The organism is Lichenibacterium minor, from assembly GCF_004137685.1.
GTDB classification, from domain to species: Bacteria; Pseudomonadota; Alphaproteobacteria; order Rhizobiales; family Beijerinckiaceae; genus Lichenihabitans; species Lichenihabitans minor.
Window position 1 is genome coordinate 53055 of record NZ_QYBB01000006.1, and the last position, 13646, is coordinate 66700.

Genomic DNA, 13646 nt, shown 5'->3' on the forward strand with positions numbered 1-13646 from the left:
TGTGGTCGCCGTCGCACGAATCCGGTTGTGGCCGTCGCCGGGGCGCCGTGCTTTATGGCGGTCCCATGACGGATTCGCACCCATGATCGTTCGTCCGCGTCGCAGTGTCCTCTACGTCCCGGCGAACAACGCGCGGGCCGTGGCCAAGTGCCGGACCATCGACGCCGACGCGATCGTGATCGACCTCGAAGATTCCGTCGCGCCCGCCGACAAGGCCGCCGCGCGCGACGCCGCCGCGCGGGCGGTGGCGGAGGGCGGCTTCGGCCACCGCGAAATCGTGGTCCGCATCAACGCGCTCGACACCCCCTGGGGGCGCGAAGACCTGCTCGCGGTCGCGGCGGAGCGGCCCGCCGCCCTGCTGCTGCCCAAGGTGCAGCGCCCCGGCGACCTGATGTTCGCCGCCCAGGACCTGTCCCGCGCCGAGGTGCCCGAAACGGTGCGGCTGTGGGCCATGGTGGAAACCCCGGCCGCCGTGCTGTCGATCGGCGACGTCGCCCGCACCGCCGCCGACCCGGCGTCGCGGCTCGACGTCCTGGTGGTCGGCACCAACGACCTCGCCAAGGACCTGCGCGTGCGCGTCGGGCCGGGGCGGGAAACGCTGCTCGTGTGGCTCGCCGCCTGCGTGGCGGCGGCGCGCTGCCACGGGCTCGACGTGATCGACGGCGTGTTCAACGGCCTCGACGATCCGGACGGCCTCGCCGCCGAGGCCGCCCAGGGCCGCGACTACGGCATGGACGGCAAGACCTGCATCCACCCCGGCCAGGTCGCGGCCTGCAACGCCGCCTTCGCGCCCTCGGCCGGGGACATCGCGGCCGCCCGGCGCATCGCCGATGCCTTCGCGCGGCCGGACGCGGGCTCGGTCAACGTGATGAGGATCGACGGGCGCATGGTGGAGCGGCTCCACGCCGAGGCGGCGGAGCGGGTGCTCGCCGTGGCGGAAGCGCTGGCGGCGCGGGACGCGGGACGCACCCCGCCGGCGCTTTGACCCCGTGGCGGCGGCAGGCTAGACCGGGCGGCCGTCGCAACAAACCGGCGGGAGGCGCGTCGAACGCCGCCCGAAGGCGTTGGGTCCGTGTGGAGCCCGTCGCGGAACGCGACGGGTTCGCGGCGCCCGTCGCCGCATCGCCGAGCGATCGAATGGAAACGGTGCGGGGCCTGTTCGCGGGATCCGGCGCCGAGGTGAAGGGACGGCGCCGCGCTTCCGAGGGGGTGCCGCCGGACGGGATGCGGAGAAGGAAGCGGGTATGGCGGAGAACGGGAACCGTGGGCCGAACGACTTCCGCACGCGCAACGTGAGAAAGCGGCGCGAGCCGCCGATCATCGACGCTTCGGCCACCGAAGTCCCCGTCGAGCCCGCCGACGACGCCGCGGATGCCCCGCAGGCCGCCGCCGAGTCCCCGGTCCCCGCGGCGGAGGGTGTGGCCGAAACCGCTTCCGCCGAGGCGCCGGTCGCGCGCGACGCGGCCGAGCCCGTGCTGTTCGGCAGCGCCCTGCGCGATCCCGCCGCGCCGTCCGACGTCGCCACCCCGCCGTCCGACGCGGCGCCGGCGGCCGATCCCGCCCTCGTCGAGCCTCCTTTCGCCGAACCTGCCCTGGCCGATGCCGCGCCCCCGGCCGCCGCGGCCGAGCCCGCGGAACCCCCGCGCGCCGCCTTCGGTGCGGGCGGCCCGGCCGTTCCGCCCGCCGCGCTGCCGCCGGCGCGCTCCGGCGGGGGCGCGGCGCCCTGGCTGCTGACGCTGTCGACCCTCGCCCTGCTCGGCGCCCTGGCCTGGGTGCTGTACACGGAACCGCAGCGCGACGGGCACGCCGAGATCGCCGACCTGCGCGGCAAGGTGGCGGCCCTCGAAGCGCGGCCCGACCCGTCGCAGGTGCAGGCGGGCGTCGCGGCGCTCGACAAGCGCTTGGGCGCCGCCGACGCCGACCGCGCCGCCCTCGCCAAGACCGTGACGGGCCTGAACGCGCGGATCGACGCCGTGTCCCAGCAGGCCCAGGCCGCCAAGTCCGACGCCGACCGGGCGGCGTCCGCCGCCGGAGCCGCCCAGTCCGAGGCCGGCAAGGCGACGGCCGCCCCCACCGGTGCCGCCGCGGTGGCGACCGTGGGCGCGCTCGCCGCCCTCGCCGCCCGGGTCGAGGGCGTCGACAAGGGCGTGGCGACGCTGTCCGCCGACCAGGCCCGGACCGCCAAGGCCGTGGCGGACCTGCCGAAGCCCGTTTCGCCCGACTTCGGGCCGATCGAGGCCCGCGTGGCGGGCGTGGAATCCCAGCTGTCCGGCAAGGTGTCGGCGCTCGACGGGCGCCTCACCGCGCTCGACGGCAAGGTCAACGGCTCCGACGCCCGCCTCAACGGTTTCGACGCCAAGGTCAACGCGGTCGACGGCAAGGTCAACGGCTTCGATGCCCGCGTGAACGCCGACGAGGCCCGCGCGAACGGCCTTGAGTCCAAGCTGAACGGCACGGCCGCGGACGTCGGCAAGCTCCAGGCGGCGGTCGCCACCCTGCCGAAGGTGGACCTGTCGCCGCTGCAGGCCGCCACGGCGACGCTCGGCGCCGAGATGGCCCGCATCCAGGGCCAGCTGTCCGCCGCCAAGGACGGGACGCGCGTGACCGAGGTCCGCGCCGTCGGCAGCGCCGACGAGGCCCGGGCGACGCCGATCGCGCTCGTCGGCCAGGCGGTGGCGCGCGCCGTCGCCGACGGGCGGCCCTACGCGGCCGATCTCGACACCCTGAAGGCGCTCGGCGCCGAGCCGGACGCCGTCGCCAAGCTGCAGCCCCTGGCGGCGAAGGGCGCCCCGACCGCGGCGGCGCTGAAGGCCCAGTGGGACGGCGTCGAAGGGGACGTGCTGGCCGCCGTCAGGCCCGCCGAGGCCGGTTCCGCGCTCGACCGTCTGGCCGCCAGCGCCAAGGCGCTGGTCCAGGTGCGCAAGGTCGGCGCCGTCGCGGGGGACGATCCGGGCGCGCTGGTGTCGCAGGTCGACGCCGCGCTCGACGCGGGCGACGTTTCGGGCGCCCTCGCGGCCTGGACCAGGCTGCCCCAGGCGGGCCAGGACCGTTCAAAGGATTGGGCCGCGGCCGCCAAGGCCCGGGTCGAGGCCGCCCAGGCGGCGCAGGGCCTCGTCGGCCGCGCCATCGCGACGCTGGGCAAGTCCAAGGGCTGAGAGCCGGAGCGGGGGCGCTGCGGCGCCCCTTGATCTTTGAACCCCGCATGCGCCCGTCCCGTGGCGCGGACGGCGGGGACGATCCGATGAAGGTGGGCGACCCATGATACGCGTGCTGATCTATTTCGCCGTCGTGGTGCTTCTGGCGCTCGGCGTGGTCTGGATGGCGGACCACCCCGGCACCGTGATGGTCACGTTCGGCGGGCGCGAGGTGCAAACCTCGACGCTGGTCGGCGCCCTGGCGCTGCTGGTCGCCGCCGCCCTCGTCGCCATCCTGTGGTCGATCGTGCTGTTCGTGTTCCGCGTGCCGTCGCTGGTGGGTGGCCTGCGCCGCTCCGGCCGGCGCCGGGCCGGCATGGCGGCCCTGTCCCGCGGCATGGTGGCGGTCGGCACCGGAGACCAGACGACGGCGCTGCGCTGCGCGGCCGACGCCGAAAAGTACCTCGACCGCGAGCCGCTGGTGCTGTTGCTGAGGGCGCAGGCGGCGCAGATGTCGGGCGACACCGCCGCGGCGGAGAAGACCTTCGCCGCCATGCTGGACGCGCCCGAAACCCGCGCCCTCGGCCTGCGCGGCCTCCACATCGAGGCGCGGCGCCGCGACGACCCCGAGGCCGCCCATGCCTATGCCGAGGAGGCGCTCAAGACCGCGACGCTGCCCTGGGCCGGCGAAGCCGTGCTGGAACACCGCGCCGGCCAGGGGGACTGGGACGGCGCGCTCAGCGCCGTCGAGCGCAACCTCGGAGGCCGTCTCATCGACCGCGCCACCGCCGATCGGCAGCGCGCCGTGCTCAACACCGCCAAGGCGACCGAGATGGCGGATCGCTCGCCCGACGAGGCGCTGGCGCTGGCCCGCAAGGCCCTGAAGGTGGCGCCGACGCTGGTCCCCGCCGCCGCGCTGGCCGGCCGGCTGCTGACGCGCCAGGGCGATGTCCGCCGCGCGTCGAAGCTGATCGAGACCGCCTATGCGGCGACCCCGCATCCCGACCTCGCCGACGCCTACCTCGGCGTCCGATCGGGCGATTCCGCCGCCGACCGCCTCCTCCGGGCCGAAACGCTGTCGCGCTTGGCGCCCCGCGATCCCGAAAGCGCGATGGCCCTCGCACTCGCGGCGCTGGACGCGCGCGACTTCGCCCGCGCCCGCGACGCGATGCGGCCGCTGCTGGACGGCGCCGACGGGGGGAGGCCCACCGTCAAGGCCTGCCGCGTGATGGCCGCGATCGAGGAAGCCGAGCACGGCGACACCGGCGCGCTGTTCGAATGGCTGCAGCGGGCGCAGCGGGCGCCCCGCGATCCCGCCTGGATGGCGGACGGCGTGGTGTCGGACCGTTGGGCGCCCTGCTCGCCCGTGACGGGCCGGCTCGACGCCTTCGAATGGACGACCCCGAAGGAGCCGGTCGGCGGCGGCGGCGACGTGGAACACGCGCGCTTCCGCCCGGCGGTGCCGGCGGACACGCCGCTGCTCGCCGACAAGGCCCAGCCCGCCGCCGAGGAGGAGCCGCACGCGCGCGCGCCGACCGAGGAACCGGCGGCCCCTTGAGGGAGGGGCGACGCGAGGGGGGGACGACGCCGCCGGCCCCCGGCGACGCGCGACAAGGGAAACCATTGACACCGTTGCGCGGTCGCCGGACACATCGCGCCGAACCGAGGCGCTTTCGCGGTCGCGGCAGGGACCACCCGGGGGAAACACCATGATCATCACGCGTCGCGGCCTGGTCGCATCGGCCGCCGCCGGCTCCGCCGGCCTGCTGCTCCCCCGCGCCGCCTGGGCGGCCCCGGAACTCCCCAAGCTCGCCAAGAAGGCCACCTACAAGGTCGGCTTCGCCCAGACCGAAAGCAACAACGGCTGGCGCATCGCCGAAACCAACTCCATGCAGGACGAGGCCAAAAAGCTCGGCTACCAACTCGTCTACACGGACGCCGCGTCCTCGGCCGCCAAGCAGGTCGCCGATGTGAACAGCATGATCGCCCAGGGCGTCGACGCCATCTTCCTCGCGCCGCGCGAGGAGAAGCCGCTGATCCCGGCCATCATGAACGCCAAGAAGGCCGGCATCACGGTGATCCTGCTCGACCGCAACGTCGACCAGAAGCTGGCGCTGGCGGGCCGCGACTACCTCGCGTTCATCGGATCGGACTTCATCGAGGAGGGCCGCCGGTCCGCCGAGTGGCTCGCCAAGGCGACGGACGGCAAGGCCAAGATCCTGGAACTCGAGGGCACCACCGGCGCGTCCGCCGCCTCGGACCGCAAGGCCGGCTTCGACGCCGCCATCGCGAAATTCCCCGGCATGGCCATCGTGGCGAGCCAGACGGCGGAATTCACCCGCGACAAGGGGCGCCAGGTCGCCGAAACCATGCTCCAGGCCCACCCGGACGCCACCGCCATCTACGCCCACAACGACGACATGGCGATCGGCGCGCTGGCGGCCGTGAAGTCCGCCGGCAAGGTGCCGGGCAAGGACATCGTCATCGTGTCGGTGGACGGCGCCAAGGAGATCGTCGAGCTCGTCGTCAAGGGCGAGGTCGGCGCCACCTGCGAATGCAACCCGCGCTTCGGGCCCAAGGCCTTCGCCACCCTGCAGGCCTATGCCGACGGCCAATCCATCCCGCCGCTGATCATCAACGCGGACCGCTTCTACGACGCGTCCAACGCCAGGGAGCTGCTGCCCACGGCGTTCTGAGCGCCCTCGCCGCCATGCCTCCCCTCCTGTCCATGCGCGGCGTCGCCAAGAGCTTCGGCGCCGTGGCGGCGCTGACCGACGCGTCGCTCGACGTCGCGCGGGGTGAGGTCCACGCCCTCATCGGCCAGAACGGCGCCGGCAAGTCGACGCTCATCAAGGTCCTCACCGGCTTCCACCGCGGCGACGCCGGCACGGTCTCGTTCGACGGCGCCCCCTTCGAGGCGTCCTCGCCCAAGGACGCGCAGGCCAAGGGCATCGCCACGATCTACCAGGAGGTCAACCTCGTCGGCTTCCGCTCGGTGGCCGAGAACGTGTGCCTCGGCCGTCGCTTCTCGAAGCTCGGCCTGCTCGACATCGGCGCCATGCGGGCGGAAGCGCGCCGCCTGCTCGCCCGCTTCGGCCTCGACCTCGACGTGCGCCGCCCGCTCGACGGCTTCCCCATCGCGACCCAGCAGATGGTCGCCATCGCGCGGGCCATCGGCTTCTCGTCGAAGCTCGTGGTGATGGACGAGCCCACCTCCTCGCTCGACGACCGCGAGGTCGAAAGCCTGTTCGCGGTGATCCGCGGCCTCAAGGCCGACGGCGTGTCGACCGTCTTCGTCAGCCACAAGCTCGACGAGCTCTATGCCGTGTGCGACCGCGTCACGATCATGCGCGACGGCGCGACCGTGCGCAGCGGCTCCATGGCGGAGATCCCCAAGCTCGACCTCGTCGCCACCATGCTGGGGCGCGACCTGAAAGCCGTCGCCCAGGGCGGCACGACGGGCTTCGGGGCGAAGGGCGGGGGCGCCCGCCGCCCCGTCGTCGAAGCCCGCAACCTGTTCCGCGCGCCGCTGGTGTCGGACGTCAGCTTCGCGGTGGGGGCGGGCGAGATCGTCGGCTTGTCCGGCCTGCTCGGCTCCGGCCGCACCGAAAGCGTCCGGCTGCTGTTCGGCGCCGACCGGGCGGAGGGCGGCAGCATGGCGCTCGACGGCCGCGCCTTCGCCCCCGCGGAACCGCGCGACGCCATCGCGGCGGGCCTGGGCTTCTGCACCGAGGACCGGAAGCGGGAAGGCATCGTGCCCGACCTGTCCGTGCGCGAGAACATGACGCTGGCGCTGATGCCGCGCTTGACGGCGGCGGGCATCGTCGACGGCAAGCGCCAGCGGGACATCGTCGACCGCTTCGTGCGGCGCCTCGGCATCCGCTGCTCGTCGCCCGAGCAGCCGATCCGCGAGCTGTCCGGCGGCAACCAGCAGAAGGTGCTGCTGGCGCGCTGGCTGTGCACCGACCCCAAGCTCCTCATCCTCGACGAGCCGACGCGCGGCATCGACGTCGGCGCCAAGGGCGAGATCCAGGCGCTGATCCGCGAACTGGCCGAGGGCGGCCTGGCCGTGTTGATGGTGTCCTCCGAGATCGAGGAGATCGTCGAAGGCGCCGACCGCGCCGCCGTGCTGCGCGACGGGCGCACGGTCGCGGCCCTCGCCGGCGACGAACTGACCGAAGAGCGCGTGATCGACGCCATGGCGCATGGATCGACCGGGTCGGCGCCGTGCTGATCGCTTTCGCGGGCCTGCCGGGCAGCGGAAAGACCACGCTGTCGCGCGCGCTCGCGCGGCGGATCGGCGCCGTCTGGCTGCGGATCGACACGGTCGAGGGCGCGCTGCGCCGGGCCGGCCTTTCGGACGGGGCGGTGGGTGCGGCCGGCTACGACGTCGCCATGGCGCTCGCCGCGGACCATCTCGCGGACGGGCTCGCCGTGGTGGCGGACGCCGTCAACCCGGTCGCGGCCAGCCGCGCCGGTTGGCGCGCCGTCGCGGCGCGGGCCGGCGCGCCGCTGCTGGACGTCGAGGTCCTGTGCTCGGACGCGGCCGAGCACAGGCGGCGCTTGGAAACCCGCGCCGATGGCGTCGCGGGGCTTCCCCGGGTCGCGTGGGCGCGCGTGTCGGACTGCGGCTACGAGCCCTGGCAGGGTGAACGCCTCGTCGTCGACACGGCGCGCCTGTCCCCCGACCGCGCGCTCGACGTCATCCTGGCCGCGATGCCCGCCCCCCCGAACACGGCCCAGACCTGCCAGCGATGACCTGCCACCGATGAACCGCCACCGATGACCGACCGCGCCCTCGTCCCCCGGCCGCGCCGCTTGTCCGCGGGCCTGGCGCTCCGCCGCAACGGCGCCGTCCTGGCGCTGGCGGTGCTGCTCGCCTTCAACGCGGCCGTGACGCCCTATTTCCTGTCGCCGGGGACGTTGAACATCAACCTGACCCAGGTGGCGCCGATCGGGATCGTGGCGGTCGCCATGACGCTGGTGATCGCCACCGGCGGCATCGACCTGTCGGTGGGCTCGCTGATGGCCATCGCGGGGGCGCTGGCGCCGATCGTCTACGCCGCCGCGCTGGCGCGCTTCGGCTCGGCCGGGCTCGGCGTGGCGCTGTCGATCGCGCTGCCGGTCCTGGCCGCCATCGCGCTGGGCTGGCTGAACGGCGCCGTCATCACGCGCTACCGCATCCAGCCCATCGTGGCGACGCTGGTGCTCTACATCGCCGGGCGCGGCATCGCCCAGGTGATGACCAACGGCAACGTGCAAAGCTTCGCCCAGCCCGCGTTCGGCTTCCTGGGCCTCGGCCGCATCCTCGGCGTGCCGTTCCAGGCGCTCCTGATGGTCGCCGCGGTGGCGGCCGGCGCCTTCGCGCTGAAGCGCTCGCTGGTGGGGCGGCAGATCCTGGCGATCGGCGGCAACGAGCGGGCGGCGCGGCTGTCCGGCGTGCCGGTGGTGCGGGTGAAACGCCTCGTCTACGCGCTGAGCGGCTTAGCGTCGGGTGTCGCGGGGCTGATCACGGTGGCGATCAACTCCTCGTCGGACGCCAACCTCGTCGGCTCCGGCATGGAGCTCGACGCCATCGCGGCCGTGGCGGTCGGCGGCACGCTGCTGGCCGGCGGCCGCGCCACCGTGGTGGGCACGCTGGTGGGCGCGCTGATCATCCAGCTCGTCCGCACCACCCTCATCGCCAACGGCGTGCCCGACGCCGCGGCGCTCGTCGTCAAGGCGGCGCTGATCCTCGGCGCCGTTTGGATCCAGCGGCAGGGCCGGTCATGAACCTGTTGAACGCCCCGACGCTGGCCCAGCGCGAGCGCGGGCTCCTGCTGCTCGGCCGCTACGGCGTGGTGCTGGGGCTCGGCGCGCTGATCCTGTTCGGCGCCTTGCGCTACGAGCGCTTCCTCAGCCCGTTCAACGTGCTGAGCTTTCTCGGCTATAATTCCATGTTCGCCCTGGTGAGCCTCGGCATGCTGTTCGTCATCGCCACGGGCGGCATCGACCTGTCGGTCGGCGCCGTGGCGGCGCTGGGCAGCGTCGTGTCGGCGCTGGCGTCCCCCTCCGGCGAGGCTTGGGGCCTCGCGGCCGGCGTCGGCACGGGGCTCGCGGTCGGGCTCGTCAACGGCTTCGCGGTGGTGCGGCTCGGCATCGCGCCCTTCATCGCCACCCTGGCCACGATGCTGGGGGCGCGGGGCGTGGCGCTGCTGGCTGCCGGCAACGGCACCGTATCGGCCTCCTACGACAGCGGCTTCACCGACCTCGGCCAGGGCGACGTCGCCGGGTTCCCGGTGCCGGCGCTGGTCGCGCTCGCCTGCTTCGCCATCGGCTGGGTCGCCCTCGAGCGCACCGCCTTCGGCCGCACCGTGCTGGCGGTGGGGGGCAACGAGGAAGCGACGCGGCTGATGGGGCTGCCGGCGGACGGGACCAAGTGGGCCGTCTACGCCGTCAGCGGCGCGCTGGCGGGGCTCGCCGGCGTGGTCCTGGCGGCGCAGTTCGGCGCCGGCCAGCCCATCGAGGGGCAGGGCTGGGAGCTCTTCGCCATCTCGGCCGTGGTGGTGGGCGGCACGCCGCTCAACGGCGGCAACGGCTCGGTCGTCACCACGCTGGCCGGGGTGATCCTGCTCGGGCTCATCTTCAACATCCTCAACTTCGAGAACGGCCTCGGCACCGTGTCGCTGTCCGCCTACTGGCAGTCGGTGATCCGCGGCGCCTTCCTGCTGCTCGTCGTGGTGGCGCAAGCCAAGCTCGTGGCGCGGGGCTCGCCGGAGCGGGCGTGATCCCGTCCCCCATCGAACGGTCGCGGCGGCCCCGCTTCGGCGCATTTGCCCCGCGGCTGTTACATTCCGTCTCTTGAACCGCGTTCAAGATTGCCGCCATCTGCGCGCGACCGACCCGGCATCCCCGCCCGGGTGACACCCGGATGCACAGATGACGGCCTCAGGATTGCGAACCGCTTCGCCGATCCGCTTTCGCGCGGCGTTGCTGGCGGTGCTCGCCGTCGCGGCACCGGGGGCCGCACTGGCCCAGTCCGTGGCGACGTGGGCATCGTCGATCGCCACGCTCGAAACGCCCAACGTGTCGGGGCACACCGTGCGCCAGTTCGCGCGCATCGCCGTCGGAGGCGACCGGTTCAGCCTGCGCTTCTCCAACGAGACCGGGACGAAGCCCCTGGCGATCGCCGACGCCCATGTGGCCCTGCCGGGCGCGACGCCGGGCTCGGTCCAGGTCTCGACCGACCACAAGGTGACGTTCAACGGCGGCGCCACGATCGTCGTGGCGCCCGGCGCCGGCGTCATCTCGGACCCGGTGGACATGCCCCTGCAGCCGTTGACCCGCCTCGCCGTGTCGGCCCTGTTCCGCTCGGCCAGCCCGCTGCAGGTGGGGCACCTGATCGCATCCGAGACCAATTACACGGCCCCGGGCGACCACGCCGCCGAGGCCGTCATGTCGGGCGCGGCGGCGACGGGCTCGGGGTTCTACCTCGCCGGCATCTCGGCCATGGTCGGCAACCTGCCCAGCGGCGCCGTCGCCTGCCTCGGCGACTCGATCACCGACGGGCTGGACGCCACCACGGGCGGCGAGCGCCGCTATCCCGACCGGCTGGCCGAAAGGCTGCTGGCCGCCAGCCGCTTCCGCGTCGGCGCCATCGATGCCGGCCTCACCGGCAACAGCGTGCTGGGGGGAGACCCGTGGAGCGGCGTCGGCGCGAGTGCCGTGGCGCGGGTGTCGCGCGATGTGCTGGGCCGCCCCGGCGTGCACTGGCTCATCGTCTTCGAGGGCATCAACGACATCATCAATGCCCCGGCCGGGGAGGACGTAGCCGCCGAGCTCATCGCCGCCTATGGCCAGGTGATCGCCCAGGCGCGCGAAGCCGGTGTGAAGGTGTTCGGCGCCACGCTGACGCCCTTCGCCGGTGCCGGTCCCGCCTATTATTCACCCGCCAAGGAGGCGGTGCGCCAGCGGGTGAACGCCTGGATGCGGACGTCGGGCGCCTACGACGCCGTCTTCGATTTCGATGCCGCCGTGCGCAGCCAGGGCGAACCTGCACGGTTGCGCCCCCTATATGACGGCGGCGACCACCTCCACCTCAACGATGCCGGCTATGCCGCCCTGGCGGATGCGGTGCCGCTGAGCGCGATCCTCGGCCCCGGCCACTGAGAGCCCGTCAGACCGCCGGGGAGCGCGAACGCGCGCCGCAACGCGACGGCGATGCGTCGGCATGTCCGTCCCTCGATCGGCGGCCGACGGTCCCGACAGCCGGCCGGCTCCCCAGCGTCGCTTGCGCGCCCGCGCGGTCCATCCCATGCTGCACCGCGACACAACACGGGAGTTCGGCATGACGGCATCGGCCGACACCATCGCGCGCAGGATCGCCCAAGGGCGCGGCGCGGAGCCCGCCGACCTCGTGATCCGCGATGTCCGCCTCCTCGACCTCGTCACCGGCGCGCTGGTCGACACCGACATCGCGGTCTGCGGCGACACCGTCGTCGGCACCTACGGGCGCTACGAAGGGCGCAGCGTGCTCGACGGGCGGGGCCGCATCGCCGTGCCGGGCTTCATCGACACCCACCTCCACGTGGAATCGTCGCTGGTGACCCCGCTCGAGTTCGACCGCTGCGTGCTGCCGCACGGCGTCACCACGGCCATCTGCGACCCCCACGAGATGGCCAACGTGCTGGGCACCGCCGCCTTCGACTATTTCCTCGCCTGCGCGGAGCGCACCGTGATGGACCTGAGGGTCCAGCTCTCGTCCTGCGTGCCCGCCACCGCGCTGGAAACGGCCGGCGCCGCGATCGACGCCGCCGACCTCGCCCGCTACAAGGCCCACCCGAAGGTGATCGGCCTCGCCGAATTCATGAATTTCCCGGGCGTGCTCGGCGCCGACCCGGGCTGCCTCGCCAAGCTCGAAGCCTTCGCGGGAGGGCACGTCGACGGCCACGCGCCGCTCGTCGGCGGCTTCGACCTCAACGGCTACGCGGCAGCGGGCATCGGCACCGACCACGAGGCCACCGCCGCCGCTGAAGCGCTGGAAAAGATCCGCAAGGGCATGACGGTGCTGATCCGCGAGGGCTCGGTGTCGAAGGACCTCGCCGCGCTGGCGCCGCTGCTGACGGTGGAAACCTCGCCCTTCCTCGCCTTCTGCACCGACGACCGCAACCCGCTCGACGTCGCCGAGGAGGGGCACATCGACGGGATCATCCGCATGGCGGTCGCGCTCGGTGTGCCGCCGCTCGCCGCCTACCGCTCGGCCACGCTGACGGCGGCCCGCGCTTTCGGCCTCCGCGACCGCGGCATGGTGGCGCCGGGCTACCGGGCCGACGTCGTCCTCATCGACGCGCTCGACAGCTGCGGGGTGTCGGACGTCGTGTCGGCCGGGCGGGTCGTCGGCGAGGCTTTGTTCGCGGCGCGGGGCGGCGTGCCGCCGATCGGGCTCGACAGCATGCGGGCCAGAACGGTGTCGGCCGCCGACTTCGCCATGCCGGGCGCCGGGCGGGCCACGCCCGTCATCGGCGTCGTGCCGGGGCGGATCATCACGGAACGCTTGACGCGCGACCTGCCCGCCGCCGACGGCCTCGTGCGGCCCGACGCCGCGCAGGACGTCGCCAAGGTCTGCGTGGTCGAGCGGCACGGGCGGAACGGCAACGTCGGGCGCGGCTTCGTCCACGGCTTCGGGATGAAGCGCGGCGCGGTCGCGACCTCGGTCGGCCACGACAGCCACAACATCTGCGTGGTGGGCATGGACGACGCCGACATGGCGGCGGCGGTGAACCACCTCGCCACCATCGGCGGCGGTTTCGCCGTGGTGGAGCGGGGCACCGTGCTGGCCGACCTGCCGCTGCCGATCGCCGGGCTGATGAGCGACCGCTCGCACGAGGAGGTGCGGGCGGGGCTGCTGCCCTTGCGGGTCGCGGCCCGCACCCTCGGCGTGACCCTGGCCGAGCCCTTCCTGCAGGTCGCCTTTCTGCCCCTGCCGGTGATCCCGCACCTCAAGATCACGGACCTCGGGATGGTCGACGTGGACCGCATGGAGCTGATCGGATGAGCCAAGACCCCGAGGACGGGCACAGGCGCTGGAAACACGACGGCGTCCGCGTGATCCGCGGCGATCAGCTCGACCCCGCGTCGGCGCAGACGCCCGGCATGTTCCGCCAGGTCGCCATCGACCACGCCCGCGTCGGCGCGCAGAAGCTTTGGGCCGGCACGGTCTCCATCGCGCCCGACGCGAAGACGGGCGTGCATCACCACGGCGCGCTGGAAAGCGTCATCTTCGTGCTGCGCGGCCGGGCGCGGATGCGCTGGGGCGACAGGCTCGAATACGTCGCCGAGGCGGGGCCGGGCGACTTCATCTTCGTGCCGCCCTACGTGCCCCACCAGGAGATCAACGCCGACCCGTCGCAGCCGCTCGACTGCGTGCTGGTGCGCTCCGACAACGAGGCCGTGGTGGTGAACATCACCGACGTCGAGCCGGCCGAGAAGCCGGAATCGGTCCATTGGATCGACCCGATCCACCGGGGGCCGTGA

General features: G+C 73.7%; 11 protein-coding genes. All 11 read left to right on the forward strand.

The features are described 5' to 3' along the window. Positions 1 to 82: 82 nt before the first annotated feature. The 11 genes from D3273_RS07440 to D3273_RS07490 all read left to right on the forward strand — a co-directional run bounded on the left by D3273_RS07440 (position 83) and on the right by D3273_RS07490 (position 13646). Positions 83 to 985, forward strand: coding sequence for an HpcH/HpaI aldolase/citrate lyase family protein (locus tag D3273_RS07440; protein WP_129225059.1), 903 nt, complete (start codon positions 83 to 85; stop codon positions 983 to 985). Positions 986 to 1244: 259 nt separating this feature from the next. Continuing rightward, entirely contained in the window at positions 1245 to 3155 is a 1911-nt protein-coding gene (locus D3273_RS28135) for a COG4223 family protein (protein ID WP_165359413.1), read from the forward strand. Between the two features lie 103 nt (positions 3156 to 3258). Next, on the forward strand, positions 3259 to 4692 hold the full coding sequence (locus D3273_RS07450) for a heme biosynthesis protein HemY (protein ID WP_129225061.1): 1434 nt from the start codon (positions 3259 to 3261) through the stop codon (positions 4690 to 4692). A gap of 151 nt (positions 4693 to 4843) precedes the next feature. Beyond that, positions 4844 to 5830: an ABC transporter substrate-binding protein gene (locus tag D3273_RS07455; RefSeq protein WP_129225063.1), complete on the forward strand. Its 987-nt coding sequence runs from the start codon at positions 4844 to 4846 to the stop codon at positions 5828 to 5830. A gap of 14 nt (positions 5831 to 5844) precedes the next feature. Further along, positions 5845 to 7368, forward strand: coding sequence for a sugar ABC transporter ATP-binding protein (locus D3273_RS07460; RefSeq protein ID WP_129225065.1), 1524 nt, complete (start codon positions 5845 to 5847; stop codon positions 7366 to 7368). Further along, positions 7362 to 7892, forward strand: a complete 531-nt coding sequence (locus D3273_RS07465; protein WP_129225067.1) for a P-loop nucleotide/nucleoside kinase family protein — start codon at positions 7362 to 7364, stop codon at positions 7890 to 7892. Before D3273_RS07460 ends, D3273_RS07465 begins: the two co-directional genes overlap by 7 nt. A gap of 24 nt (positions 7893 to 7916) precedes the next feature. After that, positions 7917 to 8906, forward strand: a complete 990-nt coding sequence (locus D3273_RS07470) for an ABC transporter permease (RefSeq protein WP_129225069.1) — start codon at positions 7917 to 7919, stop codon at positions 8904 to 8906. Beyond that, positions 8903 to 9901, forward strand: coding sequence for an ABC transporter permease (locus D3273_RS07475; RefSeq protein WP_129225071.1), 999 nt, complete (start codon positions 8903 to 8905; stop codon positions 9899 to 9901). The genes D3273_RS07470 and D3273_RS07475 overlap by 4 nt, the downstream gene beginning before the upstream one ends. Positions 9902 to 10052: 151 nt before the next feature. Next, positions 10053 to 11282, forward strand: a complete 1230-nt coding sequence (locus D3273_RS07480; protein WP_129225073.1) for an SGNH/GDSL hydrolase family protein — start codon at positions 10053 to 10055, stop codon at positions 11280 to 11282. Positions 11283 to 11460: 178 nt separating this feature from the next. Continuing rightward, positions 11461 to 13167, forward strand: a complete 1707-nt coding sequence (ade, locus tag D3273_RS07485) for an adenine deaminase (protein WP_129225075.1) — start codon at positions 11461 to 11463, stop codon at positions 13165 to 13167. Beyond that, positions 13164 to 13646, forward strand: coding sequence for a cupin domain-containing protein (locus D3273_RS07490; protein ID WP_129225076.1), 483 nt, complete (start codon positions 13164 to 13166; stop codon positions 13644 to 13646). The genes ade and D3273_RS07490 overlap by 4 nt, the downstream gene beginning before the upstream one ends.

Coding starts and splice junctions, on each gene's coding strand:
- D3273_RS07440 (WP_129225059.1), top strand. CDS start 83: ATGATCGTTCGTCCGCGTCGCAGTGTCCTCTACGTCCCGGCGAACAAC.
- D3273_RS28135 (WP_165359413.1), top strand. CDS start 1,245: ATGGCGGAGAACGGGAACCGTGGGCCGAACGACTTCCGCACGCGCAAC.
- D3273_RS07450 (WP_129225061.1), top strand. CDS start 3,259: ATGATACGCGTGCTGATCTATTTCGCCGTCGTGGTGCTTCTGGCGCTC.
- D3273_RS07455 (WP_129225063.1), top strand. CDS start 4,844: ATGATCATCACGCGTCGCGGCCTGGTCGCATCGGCCGCCGCCGGCTCC.
- D3273_RS07460 (WP_129225065.1), top strand. CDS start 5,845: ATGCCTCCCCTCCTGTCCATGCGCGGCGTCGCCAAGAGCTTCGGCGCC.
- D3273_RS07470 (WP_129225069.1), top strand. CDS start 7,917: ATGACCGACCGCGCCCTCGTCCCCCGGCCGCGCCGCTTGTCCGCGGGC.
- D3273_RS07475 (WP_129225071.1), top strand. CDS start 8,903: ATGAACCTGTTGAACGCCCCGACGCTGGCCCAGCGCGAGCGCGGGCTC.
- D3273_RS07480 (WP_129225073.1), top strand. CDS start 10,053: ATGACGGCCTCAGGATTGCGAACCGCTTCGCCGATCCGCTTTCGCGCG.
- ade (WP_129225075.1), top strand. CDS start 11,461: ATGACGGCATCGGCCGACACCATCGCGCGCAGGATCGCCCAAGGGCGC.
- D3273_RS07490 (WP_129225076.1), top strand. CDS start 13,164: ATGAGCCAAGACCCCGAGGACGGGCACAGGCGCTGGAAACACGACGGC.